This window comes from Bacillus sp. PPSBB_11, from assembly GCF_038023285.1.
Classification (GTDB): Bacteria; Bacillota; Bacilli; order Bacillales; family Bacillaceae; genus Bacillus; species Bacillus altitudinis.
On the sequence record NZ_CP150633.1, the window covers coordinates 1778258 to 1794783 of the forward strand.

16 protein-coding genes are annotated in these 16526 nt (G+C 44.0%); 13 read left to right on the forward strand and 3 right to left on the reverse strand.

Translation table 11 applies throughout. From position 1 onward, the window contains the following. Nucleotides 1-222: YqcI/YcgG family protein (locus tag V7L95_RS08900; RefSeq protein ID WP_340968905.1), on the forward strand; the 222-nt coding region annotated here is incomplete at its 5' end. On the opposite strand, the gene V7L95_RS08905 is transcribed toward V7L95_RS08900, so the two are convergent. Next, on the reverse strand, nucleotides 217-1566 hold the full coding sequence (locus V7L95_RS08905; protein WP_081114634.1) for an amino acid permease: 1350 nt from the start codon (nucleotides 1564-1566) through the stop codon (nucleotides 217-219). The genes V7L95_RS08900 and V7L95_RS08905 overlap by 6 nt on opposite strands. An 83-nt stretch (nucleotides 1567-1649) precedes the next feature. On the opposite strand from V7L95_RS08905, the gene V7L95_RS08910 reads away from it, so the two are divergent. From V7L95_RS08910 to V7L95_RS08950, 9 genes are all read left to right on the forward strand, one after another. Further along, a complete protein-coding gene (locus V7L95_RS08910) occupies nucleotides 1650-2246 on the forward strand; it encodes an urea carboxylase-associated family protein (RefSeq protein ID WP_046527192.1) in 597 nt (198 codons plus the stop codon). A gap of 195 nt (nucleotides 2247-2441) precedes the next feature. Continuing rightward, entirely contained in the window at nucleotides 2442-3263 is an 822-nt protein-coding gene (nadE, locus tag V7L95_RS08915) for an ammonia-dependent NAD(+) synthetase (RefSeq protein WP_007498287.1), read from the forward strand. 324 nt (nucleotides 3264-3587) lie between these two features. Beyond that, entirely contained in the window at nucleotides 3588-4445 is an 858-nt protein-coding gene (locus V7L95_RS08920; protein ID WP_082114286.1) for a citryl-CoA lyase, read from the forward strand. Further along, nucleotides 4442-5875 carry an aldehyde dehydrogenase family protein gene (locus tag V7L95_RS08925; RefSeq protein WP_340968911.1) on the forward strand — a complete coding sequence of 478 codons (1434 nt, stop codon included), beginning with the start codon at nucleotides 4442-4444 and terminating at the stop codon, nucleotides 5873-5875. The genes V7L95_RS08920 and V7L95_RS08925 overlap by 4 nt, the downstream gene beginning before the upstream one ends. A gap of 9 nt (nucleotides 5876-5884) precedes the next feature. Continuing rightward, nucleotides 5885-6658 (forward strand): type I 3-dehydroquinate dehydratase, encoded by a 774-nt coding sequence (gene aroD, locus V7L95_RS08930; protein WP_079920446.1) that lies wholly within the window; start codon nucleotides 5885-5887, stop codon nucleotides 6656-6658. 38 nt (nucleotides 6659-6696) lie between these two features. Beyond that, nucleotides 6697-8457, forward strand: coding sequence for a thiamine pyrophosphate-binding protein (locus V7L95_RS08935; protein WP_340968913.1), 1761 nt, complete (start codon nucleotides 6697-6699; stop codon nucleotides 8455-8457). Between the two features lie 23 nt (nucleotides 8458-8480). Further along, complete coding sequence (locus tag V7L95_RS08940; RefSeq protein WP_024718975.1) at nucleotides 8481-8861, forward strand: cupin domain-containing protein; 381 nt, start codon at nucleotides 8481-8483, stop codon at nucleotides 8859-8861. Nucleotides 8862-8948: 87 nt separating this feature from the next. Further along, nucleotides 8949-10151 carry a CoA transferase gene (locus tag V7L95_RS08945; RefSeq protein ID WP_171464960.1) on the forward strand — a complete coding sequence of 401 codons (1203 nt, stop codon included), beginning with the start codon at nucleotides 8949-8951 and terminating at the stop codon, nucleotides 10149-10151. Nucleotides 10152-10196: 45 nt separating this feature from the next. Next, nucleotides 10197-11507, forward strand: coding sequence for an MFS transporter (locus tag V7L95_RS08950; RefSeq protein ID WP_025206713.1), 1311 nt, complete (start codon nucleotides 10197-10199; stop codon nucleotides 11505-11507). Nucleotides 11508-11736: 229 nt separating this feature from the next. Here V7L95_RS08950 and V7L95_RS08955 read toward each other — a convergent pair whose 3' ends face one another. Continuing rightward, on the reverse strand, nucleotides 11737-13098 hold the full coding sequence (locus tag V7L95_RS08955) for a hypothetical protein (protein ID WP_340968916.1): 1362 nt from the start codon (nucleotides 13096-13098) through the stop codon (nucleotides 11737-11739). 143 nt (nucleotides 13099-13241) lie between these two features. On the opposite strand from V7L95_RS08955, the gene V7L95_RS08960 reads away from it, so the two are divergent. Together V7L95_RS08960 and V7L95_RS08965 are read left to right on the forward strand one after the other, a co-directional pair. After that, nucleotides 13242-14015 (forward strand): IclR family transcriptional regulator, encoded by a 774-nt coding sequence (locus V7L95_RS08960; protein WP_017366579.1) that lies wholly within the window; start codon nucleotides 13242-13244, stop codon nucleotides 14013-14015. Nucleotides 14016-14100: 85 nt separating this feature from the next. Further along, a complete protein-coding gene (locus V7L95_RS08965; RefSeq protein WP_007498270.1) occupies nucleotides 14101-14658 on the forward strand; it encodes a shikimate kinase in 558 nt (185 codons plus the stop codon). 39 nt (nucleotides 14659-14697) lie between these two features. Here V7L95_RS08965 and V7L95_RS08970 read toward each other — a convergent pair whose 3' ends face one another. Then, nucleotides 14698-15471 carry a class I SAM-dependent methyltransferase gene (locus V7L95_RS08970; protein ID WP_017366580.1) on the reverse strand — a complete coding sequence of 258 codons (774 nt, stop codon included), beginning with the start codon at nucleotides 15469-15471 and terminating at the stop codon, nucleotides 14698-14700. A 117-nt stretch (nucleotides 15472-15588) separates the two neighbouring features. Here V7L95_RS08970 and V7L95_RS08975 point away from each other — a divergent pair, with 117 nt between their 5' ends. Then, on the forward strand, nucleotides 15589-16494 hold the full coding sequence (locus V7L95_RS08975; protein ID WP_144626412.1) for a LysR substrate-binding domain-containing protein: 906 nt from the start codon (nucleotides 15589-15591) through the stop codon (nucleotides 16492-16494). The last annotated feature ends 32 nt before the right edge of the window (nucleotides 16495-16526 follow it).

The following is a 16526-nucleotide window of genomic DNA, read 5'->3' on the forward strand; positions in this document are numbered from 1 at the left end:
GAAAAACTGAATGGATCGACCAAGTTTGGACAAAAAATGAGCCAGCTCGTTCGCAAGCGGCTCAAAGCATATGATCAAGTTGACGTCCATCCATCGTTAAAATGGTACGGTGATCCAACAAATCATGAATGGAAGCAATATTTTCTCCCAGATGAAGAGGCGGAGAAACCAGCCTCCGCCAAATGCCCATTTACTGCTTTAAAAAACATGATGAAATTATGATGCTGCCTGATCCTGTTTCCACTTTTTTCTCATAAAGAGTACCATGATGCCAATCACGGCGATGATCCCAATGCTTATAAAAAAGCCGGGTCGTCCGCTTGCCTCTGTCAGAGTGCCTGAAACGGCGGCACCGATTAAGATCAGGGCAAGAACCATTTCGCACGTTTGGCGAGTGGATGGCTTTGACAGCTTTTTGCTCGAAAGCAGAATAAACACCCATGTGTATAAAAGAGTTAAGCCGGCTGCTGTTGTGAGATGCTCATATATGTGTTTGGACAAAAAGAGTGCCAGCAAAATCGAGACAATCAACCCTGCAGCAGTTAAAAGAATTGAAGACCATCTAACATGAGATGGTTCTTTTTGTTTAAAACAAGCAGGTGCATCCTGATGTTCCGACATCGTGCCAAGCAGTGTCGTGACTGCATAGAGGGAGGCAACCAATGTGGAAAACCCAGCAATAATGAAAATGCCATTAAAGATATGAAGAAAAATCGATAAATGAAATGGTTCTAGTGATGTAATGAATGGACTGCTATTCTCGTTAAAGGCTGTCACTGGCACAAGCAAAAGCGCAAGTCCGATGGAGACGATATAAATGACAGCAAGAATGATCAGCATCACACGTCCAGATTTTGCGGCGTCCTTCGGGTCTTTTAAATGAACCGCCATCAGCCCCATGACTTCAATTCCCCCGAAAGCATAAAACGCATAAATCAGCCCATTCCATAGACCGAGCGGGCCGAGCGGCATCCATTCATGGTCTTTATTTGGCAGGTGGAGGGTGGGCCTATGCTCTGTGAGAATGCCGCATAAAACAAGAACGGCAAGGACGACAAACAATAGGATCGCCCCGGTCTTCAGCACGGCAAGGACATTTTCCGTCTTTTGAAAAGAAGAAAGCCCAATGATAATCACAAGCAGGGCAAGAGCGGAATAAATCGCTGAAAATACCCAAAGTGGAATGGATGGAAACCAGTGACGAGTAAAAAGAGAAATCGCCGTCAGCTGACTCCCTGTGATGAGCATTTCTGAAAACCAATACACCCAGCCATTACTAAATCCCGCCCAGCGCCCATAGGCTTTTCGGGCATAGGAACAAAATGATCCCTTATCTGGGTTCTCGGCTGTCATCGCAGCCAGGTGTTTAAAGACGAGATATGTGCCGACTGCCGCAAGCAAAAATGAAATGCAGACGGAATAACCGGATTTTGTAATGGCGATGCTGGAACCAAGGAAGAAACCAGTGCCGATTGTACAGCCGACTCCGATAAGAGAAAGCTGCCACCAAGATAAAGATTGTTCTTCTTTCAATTTGTGTGCAACACCTTTCCGATTCAATAGCATTAGCTTGTGACCGCCTCTTTTTTTTTATACATGATCAAGAGGATGTTTTGGGCATACTGTCAACATGGAAAGGAGTGCATGTGATGAATGGAGAATACGTGATTTTACCAAAGGATGGATTTGGCTTTCGGTTAGGAAAAGGACAATGTATTCGAGTGGTTGATGTCGAAGGGCAGCAAGTAGCAGACGTGATGGCCTATCATGAAAAGGATTTTTATGAAAAATTTGATCAAGGCGCTACAATGGACAGCCTGTTCTCTTCCAAGGTGAAAAAGGGAGATCAGCTATATTCTAATTTATATAAACCAATGTTTACGGTCATCGAAGATACAGTTGAATGTCATGATTTATATATGCCTGCATGCCGGCAAGAAATGTATCAGCTCTTATATGGGCGTACGCACCTAGAGGTCATGCATACATGCTACGATAATCTCAGAACGGCTTTTGAGCCATTCGGGATTCCAAAGGAGGATATGTATTATCCTTTTAATGCGTTTATGAATACAGTCATTGATGAGAAAGGAAAACTGTCTGTCGAGCTACCAAAATCGCTCCCTGGTGATTACATTCGTCTGCGTGCAGAAATGGACCTTATCGTCGCGGTGTCTGCATGTCCTGCTGACATTGGAAAATGCAATGGCTCAAGCTGTACATCCATCCGGGTGGAGATTGATTGAAAAGGAAAGACCAGTCAAAGAGACTTGGTCTATTTCGTTTGTGAATGTTTGATCATTTAAGAAAAAGGGGAACGTCTAAAAAATATCTTTTTTCAAAACATGATATAATAAAGTGGCTAAAATCGTAGGTAAATCAATTGAAATGGAAGTAAAACCTGTTCTCTTCATGTAGAGGATGCTTAGGAGGAAAAGTGTATGAGTTTGCAGAAAAAAATCAGCCAAGAGTTGCATGTGCAGCCCTCAATTGACCCAAAGCAGGAGATCGAAAAACGGGTTGGATTTCTAAAGGCTTACTTGAAAAAGACCGGTGCAAAAGGATTCGTTCTTGGTATTAGCGGCGGACAGGATTCAACGCTTGCCGGCCGTCTCGCTCAGCTCGCTGTAAGTGAGCTTCGTCAAGAAGGAAAAGAGGATGCTGTCTTTATTGCAGTCCGTCTTCCGCATGGCACGCAGCAAGATGAAGATGATGCGCAGCTGGCTCTATCATTTATTCAGCCGGACAAGTCTTGGAAATATGACATCGCGCCTGCCGTGACGGCATTCAGTGAACAATATCAAAAGGAAACAGGCGGTGCGCTGTCTGATTTTAATAAAGGGAACGTCAAAGCACGCATGAGAATGATCGCACAGTATGCTGTCGGTGGACAGGAAGGCTTACTTGTCATTGGAACGGATCATGCAGCTGAAGCTGTGACGGGCTTTTTCACGAAGTATGGTGATGGCGGTGCAGATGTCCTTCCGCTCACAGGTTTAACGAAACGCCAAGGACGGTTGTTGCTTGAGACTCTTCAGGCGCCGGAGCGATTATACTTAAAGAAACCGACAGCCGATCTGCTGGATGACAAGCCTCAGCAAACGGATGAAACAGAACTTGGTATTACGTACAATGAAATTGATGATTACTTAGAAGGAAAACCAGTTTCAGATCAAGCAGCAGAAGCGATTGAAAAACGCTATGTTCAATCAGAACATAAACGTCAAGTACCAGCTTCTATGTTTGATGACTGGTGGAAATAAAATAAGTGACCTCTCCAGAAGATGGAGGGGTCTTTTTATGTCAAATTTCAGCTGAATTTGACAGAATGAATCGAAAATGGTTCATTAATTAGTAGAACGATATACATAAGTCTGTTTGACTAAATAAAGGATGAATTGAAGAATAAGTGGTGAAATAATTAGTTCGATTCACTTAATTTCTCATCAAAAGACAGTATTTTCAGAAAAAATGATTGACGATAAAAACGAATGCGCTTACAATAAAAACACATTCCAAAAAGTGAAATTGAATTCCACTAGACGGAATATAAGGAGTCGTTCATCTCCAAATAAGTGGCTAAAGGAATGATTCACACAATGAAAAATCGAAGTGCACTGGAAATATACAAAGAAGGAGGCGCTTGGTGGGAGACTGAGATTAGTCATATTCAAAAAAATTCAATTGAACTTCGGGGCTATCCAATTGAAGAGCTTATTGGTCAATTATCGTATCCACAAATGCTTTATCTACTGCTTGTTGGTGAATTACTAGATGATTCGAAGGCAGCTCTTTTTGAAAGTGTTCTTGTCGCAGGTGCGGATCATGGGCCAAGAGCACCGTCTATTGCAGCGGCAAGAATGGCGGTTACATGCGGCATTTCGTTTAATTCTTCTGTTGCAACAGGGGTGAATCTATTAGGTGATATTCATGGCGGAGCTGGTGAAAAGGCGATGCGTATGTTATACGACGCCAAAGCAGCCTACGATGAACACAAGGATATCAAGTCTGCTGCAAAGCAAGTATGTCAGACGTGGTTAGCCCGCAAGGAAAAAATTCCGGGGATCGGTCATCAGCTGCATGACGATGATCCGAGAGTGAGACGGCTGTATGAGCTGAGTCAAACATATGTGCAGCAAGGTGATATCAGCGGAACGTACTTACGGTTAGCTGAGGCGATTAGGCATGAACTTGAACAATTAAAAGGGAAAAAAATCACGATGAATATAGATGGTGTATCTGCTGCGATCCAATGTGAATTAAGCATTCCAGCTGAAGCGGCAAAAGGCATCTTTTCCTTATCCAGAGGAATGGGCATCGTGGCGCATGCATATGAAGAGCTGACAAAAGGTGCCCTAGTGAAAGGCCCTTGTCCGAATGAAGAAAGACTTGTTCGTTATGCGGGGGTCGGGACGCGTCACTTGAAGGAGGGTGAGAGAATTTGAGTAAATTGAAAGCGTTGTCATATATAAACGGCGAATGGCTGGATGCAAACCATGGCAAAGAAGATATCATCAATCCATACTCTGGGGAAATGATTGGTACATCCTATCTTGCATCCTCAGAAGATATAGAACAAGCGCTTTCTATTGCGCAGCAAGCTAAAAAACAAATAGCGGCAATATCAGCATTAGAACGCTCAACGCTTCTAACAAAGGCAGCCGCTTTATTGGAAGAACAAAAAGAGCATTTTGCAAAACTCATTTCTTTAGAATTAGGCAAACCGCTTAAAAATACAAGAGATGAAGTCTCACGATCAATTGAAACGCTCGCACAGTCAGCTGAAGAAGCCAATCGACTAATCGGTGAGACTATTCCTGGCAATGTATCTTCTCGTGGACAGAGAGCAATGGCGATGACATTTAAAGTGCCGGTTGGGGTTGTGCTGGCGATTACGCCTTTTAATGCGCCTCTCAACTTAATTTGCCACAAAATCGGTCCAGCTTTTGCGGCAGGGAATGCCATTATTTTAAAACCAGCACCGCAAACATCAGCTGTTGCCACAGCGTTTGTTAAGCTCCTGCTTGAAGCAGGGTTTCCTGAAAAGAGCCTGCAGCTTGTGATTGGGGGAGTAGACGCCGGCAGACAGTTAGTCACGGATGAAAGAACCAATCTTGTTTCTTTTACTGGCGGTGCGGTGGGCGGAGAACATATTTCAAACTCTGCTGGATTAAAAAAGGTACTGCTGGAACTCGGAGGAAATGGAGCGACGATTGTTCATCATGATGCAGATATCGAGCAAGCCGCATCTCTTTGCGCCAAAACGGGCTTTAGCAACTCTGGTCAAAGCTGTATTTCTGTTCAAAGAATTTATGTTCACAAGCAAATTTTGTCGACATTTACTGAGACACTTAAACAAAAAGTAGAACAGCTCGTCGTTGGAGATCCGCTGTCTAGTGAAAGTGATATCGGCTGTATGGTTGATGTACAGGCAGCAAAACGTGTGGAGGCATGGATACGAGAGGCAGAGAAAATGGGTGCCGAGCTTCTATATGGAGGACAACGAAATGGTGCAAGCATCACACCGGCTATTTTGCTAAACCCGCCAAAACAAGCCAAGGTCGTCTGTGAAGAAGTGTTCGGTCCAGTTGTCAGCATTCTCCCATATGAGGAGCTGGATGAGGCAATCAAAGAAGCAAACGATAGTCGATATGGTTTGCAGGCAGGCGTCTTTACGAATCAGCTGGATGTTGCGTTACACGCAGCAAAAGAGCTTGAAACTGGCGGCGTAGTCATCAATGGGACATCGAATTTCAGACTAGATCACTGGCCATATGGCGGGATTAAACGAAGCGGTATTGGAAGGGAAGGCCCGCGTTTCGCCATCGAGGAGATGACCGAAACCAAAATGGTTGTGCTGCCAAATGGGCTATAAAGGGGGCAGATGGATGTGAATGTCTTTCAGCAAAAGGTGAAAAGTGCGCAGACAGGCGGTCAGCCGATGATTTGTACGCCGCTCATTGGACAAACAAAGGAAGAATTGTTTCTTGAAGTTGAGGTGTTAGCTGAGAAGAAGCCTGATGTGATAGAGTGGCGAGCGGATTTTTTCAATCACCTCAATGACAAGGAACAAGTCATCACCACCCTGAAAGGGATGATCGAAAAGGCAGATAGCATCCCATTTCTATTCACCATTCGTTCTGAAAAAGAGGGCGGCGAACGCATCTCACTCTCAGAGGATGAAAAGGTTTCCCTGCTTGTCGAGCTTTGTGCCACTCAGCTTGTGGCTGCCGTTGATTTTGAATTAATGCATGATGTCTCGCATATCCAGCAAGTCAGTCAGGCGGCTAAGAGAAACGGGGTCATCTTGATTGTGTCGTACCACGATTTCCAGCGTACCCCGGAGGCGGATCGGCTCGTGGAACTATTCACCAATGCAGAATCGGTCGGTGCCGACATTGCAAAGATCGCCGTCATGCCGCATTCCTATGAGGATGCACTGACACTGCTCTCTGCGACAGGCAAGGCGAAAAAGCATCTGTCCATCCCCGTTATTTCGATGGCGATGGGGGAATATGGCGCCTTCACAAGAATGGTAGGTGGACTCTTTGGGTCTGTCATGACCTTTGCTGTAGGGAAAGAAAGCTCGGCACCTGGACAAGTTGCGATACAGGATTTGAATACCGTTCTATCGATTGTGTTTTCAAAGAATCAGTGAGTAGCAGATTCATAGCTGCACCGTGAGAGGAGAGAAACATGAAGAAGAATATATCTACACAGGTCATTCAGTATTTAGAAAATCGAGGAGTTGAGCATATCTTCGGTCTGTGCGGTCATACGAATATTGCTTTTTTATCAGCCCTAGAAAAAAGCCGTATTCAATTTGTGAATGTCAGACATGAACAGATAGCGGCGCATGCAGCAGATGGTTATGCACGAGCGAAGAAACAGACGGCTGTTGTGCTCAGTCACTTAGGTCCTGGACTCACCAATGCGGCAACAGGTGTAGCGAATGCCGCACTCGATTCCATTCCAATGGTTGTCATTGCAGGAGATGTTCCAAGTCATTACTACGGAAAGCACCCACACCAAGAAATCAATCTTCATTCCGATGCTTCTCAATACGAAATTTATCGCCCGTTTGTGAAAAGAGCATGGCGAGTCGACATTCCAGAATTATTTCCAGAAATTCTATCAAAAGCGTTTCAGTTAGCTGAAAGCGGCCGTCCTGGGCCAGTCCTGATTTCAGTTCCGATGGATGTGTTCTCAAAAGACTTAGATGTGTCGTTATTTGAACAAATCGCTCATCATACACACACCGTTGAAAAACCATCTATTGATGATCAAACAGCGAATCGGATAATAGATCGATTGCTGCAGGCAGACAAACCGCTCTTATATGTAGGGGGAGGCATTTTACTAGCCGATGCAGCAGAAGAGTTAAAGGCATTTTCTGACCATTTGAGTATCCCTGTTGCCCATTCTTTGATGGGGAAAGGGGCGATGCCAGATGATCATCCAATGACCCTTGGCATGACAGGATTTTGGGGGACGAAATTTATCAATGATCAGTGTAAAGCAGCGGACTATATTTTGGCTTTAGGCACCCGTTTTGCTGAAGCAGATGCGAGTTCGTGGGAATCGGAGTATACGTTCAATTTCCAATCAACCAAGCTCATCCATATTGACATTGATCCGAATGAAATTGGCCGAAATTATCCTGTGGAAATTGGAGCAGTAGCAGATCTCAAGCAGGCCCTGACCGTACTAAATCGTGTGGCGAAAGAAAGGCTGCCAGAAGGTCTGGATCGCCCTCAATTGAAAAAGGATATTGCGGTATATCGTGAGGAATTTCAGAAGAGCAATTTGACGAATATTCAAGACGAGTCTTTCCCAATGAAACCACAACGTATTTTGCAGGAAGTGCGGGAAGTATTGCCGCCTGATGCCTTCATTACAACCGATGTTGGCTGGAATAAAAATGGAGTCGGACAGCAATTTCCTGTATACACGCCAGGCACTATTTTAACCCCAGGTGGTTTTGCGACGATGGGATTTGGCGCTCCTGCTGCACTTGGAGCAAAGATTGCCCAGCCTGACCGTGTCGTTGTATCACTTGTAGGGGACGGCGGATTCGGTCAAAATCCATCTGTGCTCGCAACAGCTATGGAAGAAAACATTCCTGTCGTGTGGATTGTGATGAACAACAGTGCGTTTGGGACGATCGCCGGCTTGCAAATGGCACACTATGAAACGACTTACGGCACTGTTTTTAGAAAAGATGGAGAAAGTTATTCGCCTGATTTTGCAGCCATTGCAAGAGGTTATGGGATGAAGGGGATCAAAATTACGGCGGCTTCTGAATTCAAAGAAGCTTTTTCTGAAGCGATCGCTTCTCAGGAACCATGTGTCATTGATGTAGCGATGAAAAATGATCCTGTGCCTACTGATGGACATTGGAACATTAATGATATTTATTCACCAAATACAAAACGTTCACATGTCAGTGTGAACTAAACATGACTAGGGAGGAATCAACAATGAAAATTAAAGTATTAAATCCATTTCAAGACGGTCATCCATTATGGTTAGGTTTAGATCATCCAGAAGAGAACATGATTCGGAAGGTGTTTCAAACGATCACACCAGATACCGTTGGATCAGAGCATATGATGGCAGGTCTCACTATTTTTGAGCCGGGCGAAGCAAGCTCAGTACACAATCACCCGGGTTCAGAGGAATTTGATTATGTGATTAAAGGGTCTGGCGAAGTCATTTGCGATGGAGAAAGACAATCATTTAAGCAAAATGACTTTATGTTTATTCCAGACGGTGTCTCGCATCAGCATGTGAACACAGGGGATGAACCTTTATGGCTGATTTGGCTCTATACACCGCAAGGGCAGCTTCCGAAGGACTAAAAAAACCTTGCACGAGAGAAAGAAGAAAAGGGGCTAAAATTGAAAGCATTTTAGCCCTTTATCAATTGAACGAAAGGGAGTCAAGCAATGAATAAGAATACACCACTTGAAGGAATCAAAATATTAGATGTTTCTACGATGATTGCTGCACCATACGGCGCGGTGCTTCTAGGGGATTTCGGTGCAGAGGTCATTAAAGTCGAGATTCCTGGAAAAGGGGATACACTGCGGCATGTTGGCCCTTTTGCAGATGGTGAACCTTTGAGATGGTCAGGGCTTTCAAGGAATAAGAAATCTCTTACACTCGATCTACACAAAGAAGAAGCAAAAGACATTTTTAAAAAGCTTGCAGCGCAGGTTGATGTGATCATTGAAAATTTTCGTCCGGGAACACTTGAAAAATGGGACGTTGGGTACGATGTATTAAAAGAAATCAACCCTCGTTTAATTATGATTCGAGTTTCGGGTTATGGACAAACCGGTCCATTTAAGGACAAGGCGGGATTTGGTACACCTGCGACGGCGTTTAGCGGCTTTACATATATTCAAGGGTTTCCAGATCGGCATCCAGTCAGCCCTTCCTTTTCCCTTACGGATTATATCGCAGGAATCTATGTGGCGTTTGCCACTGTGACAGCGATGTATTACCGTGACACACATCCAGAAGGAACAGGGCAAATGGTGGATTTGGCTCTCTATGAATCTGTGTTCCGCATGTTAGAATTTTTGGTTGCTGAATATGACAAGCTAGGGAAGGTGCGTGAGCGTTCACCAGGGTTAAGCGGTCATTCAAGCCCTGCCGGCACCTATGAGACAAAGGATGGGCATTATTTGGTTCTTGTGACAAGTACAGATTCGACCTTTAATCGATTGGCAGAGGCGATGAATCGCTTAGATTTACTTGAGAACGAGAAATTCTCTGTGAATGCAGCCAGGCTGAAGCATAACGATGAAATGGATGCGATCGTCTCGCAGTGGATTGCGTCCAAAACAAGAGATGACGTCTTAGACATTCTAGATACACATGGTGTGCCTGTGAGTCCGATTCTAAGCATTCGGGATATCTTTGAGCATCCGCAATTTAAAGCACGAGAAAATATTGTCGAGGTGCATCACCCGCGACTTGGAAAAGTGAAGGTGCCTGGGATCATTCCGAAGTTTGAAAAAACCCCCGGTAGTATCCGCCATATTGCGCCTGATTTAGGTGAACATAATTATGACATTTTAACGAAAATGCTTGGCTTCACAGAAGAAGAGTGTAAACAGTTAGAAGAAAAAGGGGTCATTTAAGACACTCAACCGATCCGCACGCTGCGGAAACAAAGGAGGATGGTTATGAAAGTGCATTCAGAACTGAAGGGGAACGACTTGCGGCCTGCTTATGCGAAACCAACAAAAGCTCGTTTCGGCATCTTGATTCTGTTGTTTTTTATTACCGCTATTAACTATATTGATCGAGCCAGTGTATCCATTGTTGCACCTGCGATTCAGTCTTCATTGCAATTAAACCCTGCCTTATTAGGCCTCATCTTTTCAGCATTTAGCTGGACCTATACAGCCATGCAGATCCCTGGCGGCTTTATTCTTGATAAGTTTGGATCAAAGGTAACGTATGGAATATCACTTGTGACTTGGTCTATTTTCACCGGTTTACAGGCGTTTGCGAACAGCTTTGCCTTCTTATTTGGCTGCCGTTTGTTTATCGGAATTACAGAATCTCCCGCATTTCCTGCGAATAACCGCATTGTGACCACATGGTTTCCAAGGCGGGAACGCGCATTTGCAACAGGGGTTTATACCGCTGGTGAGTATGTGGGGCTTGCATTTGCGACACCTCTTCTTTTTTGGATCATGACAACTTTCGATTGGAGAACCGTCTTTATCACTGCTGGTGCGCTCGGTATTATATTTGCTTTCTTTTGGTACAAGTATTATCACGAACCGAAAGAGCATCCAAAGATCAATGAAGATGAGTTAGAATTGATCCGTCAAGGCGAAGGGCTGACAGTGGCATCACAGGAGAAACTGAAATGGGCAGACTTTGCTGCACTTTTAAAATATCGTAAATTGATTGGACTCTATATTGGTCAATTTTCCGTTGCGTCTACCCTCTTTTTCTTTTTAACATGGTTTCCGACCTATTTAGCAGAGGCGAAAAATATGGCCTTTCTCAAAGTGGGTTTTGCGGCATCCCTGCCATACATCGCTGCATTCTTTGGGGTGCTATTTGGAGGCTATGTGTCTGACTGGTTGCTTAAAAAGGGTGTATCGGTCAATGTAGCGAGAAAGCTGCCGGTTGTGGTCGGCTTGCTTCTGACAAGTACCATTGTTTTAGCGAATTTTACAACGAATATTCCGCTTGTGCTGACCATTTTATCCATCGCTTCCTTTGCGCAAGGACTGTCTAATATCTCCTGGACCATGCTGTCTGAGGTGGCACCACGAGAAATGGTCGGTCTGGCTGGCGGCGTATTCAACTTTTTTGCTAACTTATCCGGCATCATCACCCCGCTGATTATCGGATTCATTGTATCGGCGACAGGCTCTTACAACGGCGGTATTTTATTCGTCAGCCTAGTGGCATTAGGCGGAGCGTTGTCGTATATCTTTATTGTGGGTAAGATTGAACGGATTCAATTAAAATAATAGAGAGAACTCATTGGGTTCTCTTTCAGCGTGTAGACAAACCCTCGCATTCGGTGTCAGTCCTGCGCGCTGGTGCTCACGAATGTCAAATTCGCTCCGCGCCGGTACTCGTCCTTCCTAGACTGTAAAGGTTTTCTATCACACTGAAAAAAAGACAAAGGGCTAAAATCAAGTTCATTTTAGCCCTTTGTCAACAATCTTAAAAGAGAACTCATTGGGTTCTCTTTTTCTATGAATAAAAGATGACGGTGATGATCGTTGCACATGCGATACCCATGCTGACATAAAAACCAGCAAACCAGATATTCCATCGAGTGATTCGGTAAGGGTTGACCTTCATCAAATCGGCTAATAGGGAGACAGATACATTATATGGGCTAAACATGACCGTTGAGGTTCCGGCGATAATGAGCATGATTGCGATGGGAAGGGCAGGCAATTCATGAATGACAGGTGCCATCAAGCTCACTAATAGAGCAAGCGAAACGAGCGGGTGAAAACCGCAAAGAGCGGTGATGAGAAAATACAGCCCGATGACCCCATAAACCCAAATGGCATGATCTGATATACTGACGATAAATGCTTGAATCGGCTGCAAGCTGTTTGTGACAAGCAGCATATCGACAAAGAAGCCCGCGCTTAAAAATAGACACATATAATTGGAGAGCTGGCGGGTCCGTTCTTTCCAATGGGGAATAGAGACGGCTACATATTGTTTTCGTTTTTTGATGATAGACGAGAATAATAGAGCGAAAGGAATAATCGTCAGCACAACAGCGAACAGATAACCTTTCCCGATCCAGGCGTCAACAAGCGAAACGACTGTCATAAAACTGAGTAGCATGAAAGCAAGCTGAAGGGTTTTTCTCTTGATGCGATGAGGGTTGGAGTGAGCTTCTGCCGGCTGGATGATATGCGGCAATCGTTTGCTTTGACGAGAAAACAGCAACCAATCCGTCAACAGCACAAGCACCATTAAACAAAAGGTAACGGGTGCAATCTGATAATATTTCAATTTGGTTGCATCAATGGTGACACTCACCAGTACTTCGACAGGACTCCAGCTAAGACATAGCGCATATGACCTTAAAAGATTGCGCGTATAAAGGTGCTGTTTGACTTGTTCCTGAAGGGCGTTCAGCGACGGTTTCAAGGATGTATATAATAAGGGAATCGTTGCGATATTTAAAAACATGCCAAGAACATGAGTGACAAATGAACTCTTGCGATAAAGCTGATTTGTACTTGTTGTATGTAAGGTAAGCAGTTTATTTAATTGAGTATCGAAATGTCCAACATGTATGAGAGAATGAATAAATGGCAACATGAAAAATAAAGAAAGCAAGCCTAGCATGGAATGAAAATGAAGAAAAAGCGTATGCAAAGGCTGTTCTGACCAGAAAAATAACACCAATCCAATCAAGAGAAACATAGCACCCGTTTTCAAATAAAGTCCATTGGCCTTCTTAAAGGAAATGGTGAGCGAAGTAGCCGCCAGCAGACCAACCAAATAGGAGAGAATGGGAGCAGGGAATAGTTGATGAACGATGTATAAGCTAATAAGAAGTGTGAAAAGTAGCAGGTAGATCATGATATCTCCTCCATCAAAACATCTATTGGTTTTATTCCGTACAGTGGAATTTGTTTTCTTTTAGTGGAACATTTAAAATGGATTATAGCAAAATTGGTCAATCATGTCGATAAGAAATCAAAGGGGAAAAGGAGAAAGTGAACATGGCTGATAAGAAGTCAAAAGAAGAATCAGGATTGCGTACCGTTCAGCGCGCTTTGGATATTCTTTCTTGCTTTAGCGAAGAACGTCAAGAGCTGACGCTAACGGACATTTCAAAAGAGATGAACTTAGCAATGTCTACCACAACGAGACTGCTCAAGGCACTTGAAATGAATCATTTTGTGGAAAAGAACCAAGAGACAATGAAGTACCGGCTCGGTCAAAGACTTTATCTTCTCGGTTATATTGCTGGGAAGTCCATCAAATTGAGGGAACTGGCAAAACCGCTCATGTACACACTTCGTGATGAAACAAAGGAAACCGTCAACCTATATGTGCTCGATCACAAAAGCAGGGTATGTATTGAACAAGCCGAAGGGCTGCAATCGATTCGGCATCTTGTGAAAATCGGTGAGAAGCTGCCGTTATACGCTGGTGCTGGTGGAAAGGTGCTGCTTGCTTTCCAAAGCGAAGAGTTTCAACAGCAAGTTTTCGCATCTGAGGCTGATCACATGACGATGGAGGAATGGCAAAAAGAATGTCGTCATATTCTTGAAACGCATACCGCTTGCAGTATTGATGAACGGGAAGTCGGATCGGCGGCAGTGGCGGCACCGATCTTTAACATTCACGGGGAAGTGCAGGCATGTTTATCCATATCTGGACCGACCCAACGATTTACTGAAGATGTCATCCCTCAGCTGCAGCAAAAAGTGAAAGAGCATGCCGAGAAGCTCTCCGAACAGCTCGGTTACGTCGTCAAACACAATTTTTAAGAATGCCTATCTTTTCTCAGTCCATTTATCATATAATAGAAACATTATGTAGCATTCCTTGTCGTAAGGAGGACGTGTCACGAACATGAAAAACAATAGAGAGATTCCTGTGAGACAGCGAAATATTGTCCTCATTGGCTTTATGGGCGTTGGGAAAACAACCATTGGGCAGCTGGTTGCCAAAAAGTTATATAGAGATTTTATTGATGTTGATCAGGAGATTGAGAAAAAGTACAACATGACGATTCCAGAAATGTTTCAGCAAAAAGGAGAAGCGTTCTTCAGGCAGGCTGAAAAGGACTATATCGTCGATTTATGTGAACATACTCAGCTAAAGATCGTGTCTCTTGGAGGCGGTGCGTTTAAACAGGAAGAAATCAAACGATCTTGCTTAAAGCATTGTACGGTTCTTTTCCTTGACCTATCTTGGGAGAATTGGAAACAGCGGCTGGATATTTTAATTGAAAACCGTCCTGTTCTTCATAACCGCACGCTTGACGAGATGAAAGAGCTGTTTGAAGAGCGCCGGGAAATTTATTCCCTTCATAACTCAAGAGTGGAAACAGATCATCTAGAAGCTGAAGAAGTCGCCAATTATATTGTCGACACACTCAAGCTCGGCTGGGATCTATATTCGAAATAAAAAAGTCTACCGCTTTAGGGTAGACTTTTTTCTATAGGATCAGTGTTTAATCCCTTGAAGCAGTGCGGCTTTTAGGCAAAAGGATATTGGCTGACGATGTTCGTCGAATTGCAGTTGAAACAGCTGTTTCGTTTCATCGTCTGCAGCATGAAGGTGGGCAACGATTTCCTTTTGAACATTCTCTGGTGTACGTCCTCGTATGATCCAGTCCTGATAATCAATATGCAGATCCCAGTAACGGATATCTTCTTTCGTCAGATGGTTGTCAGCGAAAAGCTCTTTCCATTCTGATAACGAGCTTTCTCGCACATGGGAGGGATCTCTCAGTCTATTTAAATGATTAATAAAGTCATCCTGTGCTTGGTTTTCAGGTGCATAATGATCGACAAGTAGAAATTTGCCGCCTTTCTTTAAGACTCGGCTGATTTCAGACATGGCTGCCGGGAGATGTGGGAAGTGATGAGCAGCAAATCGGCATGTGACGAGATCAAATGATGCATCAGAAAAGGGCAATGCGTCTGCGGATGCCTGCTCAAACGTAATGTGGTTCAGCTGGCGCTCTTTTGCAAGTGCTGTAGCAACCTCGATCATTTTGTGTGTGACATCAATCCCGATTCCTTTAGAGATGACGTCTGAAAAGGAAAAAATGGTATGACCTGCCGCGCAGCCGATATCAAGTAGATGCTCATCGCCCTTTGGCTTCGCCGCCGTTTTCATCCATTCAAGCTCTTTTCCAGCTGCAAAGATGGGTGAATCTCGGTAGTTCTCTGCATTTTGTGAGAATTGTTTCTCGGCTTTCGAATATGGATTCATTTCTTTACCCCCTTTTGTTGTTTCTTTATCGTAGGGTTCTTCCCGTGATTTGTCTAAGACATAAAAGATATGATATGAATAGTTAAAACCTATGAGGTGAGAGAAGTGGATATACGAATGATGGAATATGTCATGGAAGTGTACCGGCAGCAAAGCTTTACAAAAGCAGCGGAAAAACTTCACATTGCACAGCCCTCATTAAGTCAGCAAATTAAAAAACTTGAGGAAGAATTAGATACTCCCCTGTTTATTCGGAAGTATGGACAAGTCACTCCTACACCTCAAGGAAACCGATTGATCAAAAGAGCAGAGACCATTTTGAAGGAACGAGATGATTTGTTACGTGAGATGGGGGAAGCTGCTTATGAGGTAGGGAAAGAACTGAAGATCGGTGCGCCAGCTGTCACAGGGGGATATGTCCTGCCAAGTTTATTAAAAACCTATTGTCAAACGTATCCGCACGTTCACGTTCATTTGATAGAAGAATCGCCTCGTGAGCTAGAAAGACGTTTACTCGCTGGGAAACTGGATCTTGCGATTCTTTCTCTGCCTGTCGAGCATGAATCATTGAAAACAAAACAAATGCTGACAGAGCCGCTTCTCCTCGCCATTCCGCAAACGGCTCAACCGTGGTTGACGGATGAACTCAATGAAATCATCAATCAAGCGGATCAAGAAGGGTCTGTCCCGTTTCACCTTCTGGAAAACGCCCCATTTATTATGCTGAAAGAGGGATATGGCTTTCGGCAAGTGGTCACGGAACTGTGCCGTCATCATGGCTTTCGGCCGAGGATTGCATTTGAAACAAGTCATATTCAAACAGCTCAGGCATTGGTTGAAAATGAGCTAGGTGTGACGGTGGTGCCGAAAATGGTGGCACAAGAGGAAAGGAAAGCAGTCACTTATTTACACATTGATTCATGCCCAACCCGCACACTTGTGTTTGCATATGTGGAAGAAAGATATTTAACGAAAGCCGCTCAAGCCTTCATGGACCTTCAACAGAATCAAGGAAAAGCTTAAACAAACGTTTAATTAAACGCAAAAAGCAGGGG

Excerpts from the sequence above, each read along its gene's own strand:
- V7L95_RS08905 (WP_081114634.1), bottom strand. The coding sequence starts at position 1,566 with ATGCTATTGAATCGGAAAGGTGTTGCACACAAATTGAAAGAAGAACAA.
- V7L95_RS08910 (WP_046527192.1), top strand. The coding sequence starts at position 1,650 with ATGAATGGAGAATACGTGATTTTACCAAAGGATGGATTTGGCTTTCGG.
- nadE (WP_007498287.1), top strand. The coding sequence starts at position 2,442 with ATGAGTTTGCAGAAAAAAATCAGCCAAGAGTTGCATGTGCAGCCCTCA.
- V7L95_RS08920 (WP_082114286.1), top strand. The coding sequence starts at position 3,588 with ATGATTCACACAATGAAAAATCGAAGTGCACTGGAAATATACAAAGAA.
- aroD (WP_079920446.1), top strand. The coding sequence starts at position 5,885 with ATGGATGTGAATGTCTTTCAGCAAAAGGTGAAAAGTGCGCAGACAGGC.
- V7L95_RS08935 (WP_340968913.1), top strand. The coding sequence starts at position 6,697 with ATGAAGAAGAATATATCTACACAGGTCATTCAGTATTTAGAAAATCGA.
- V7L95_RS08940 (WP_024718975.1), top strand. The coding sequence starts at position 8,481 with ATGAAAATTAAAGTATTAAATCCATTTCAAGACGGTCATCCATTATGG.
- V7L95_RS08945 (WP_171464960.1), top strand. The coding sequence starts at position 8,949 with ATGAATAAGAATACACCACTTGAAGGAATCAAAATATTAGATGTTTCT.
- V7L95_RS08950 (WP_025206713.1), top strand. The coding sequence starts at position 10,197 with ATGAAAGTGCATTCAGAACTGAAGGGGAACGACTTGCGGCCTGCTTAT.
- V7L95_RS08955 (WP_340968916.1), bottom strand. The coding sequence starts at position 13,098 with ATGATCTACCTGCTACTTTTCACACTTCTTATTAGCTTATACATCGTT.
- V7L95_RS08960 (WP_017366579.1), top strand. The coding sequence starts at position 13,242 with ATGGCTGATAAGAAGTCAAAAGAAGAATCAGGATTGCGTACCGTTCAG.
- V7L95_RS08965 (WP_007498270.1), top strand. The coding sequence starts at position 14,101 with ATGAAAAACAATAGAGAGATTCCTGTGAGACAGCGAAATATTGTCCTC.
- V7L95_RS08970 (WP_017366580.1), bottom strand. The coding sequence starts at position 15,471 with ATGAATCCATATTCGAAAGCCGAGAAACAATTCTCACAAAATGCAGAG.
- V7L95_RS08975 (WP_144626412.1), top strand. The coding sequence starts at position 15,589 with ATGATGGAATATGTCATGGAAGTGTACCGGCAGCAAAGCTTTACAAAA.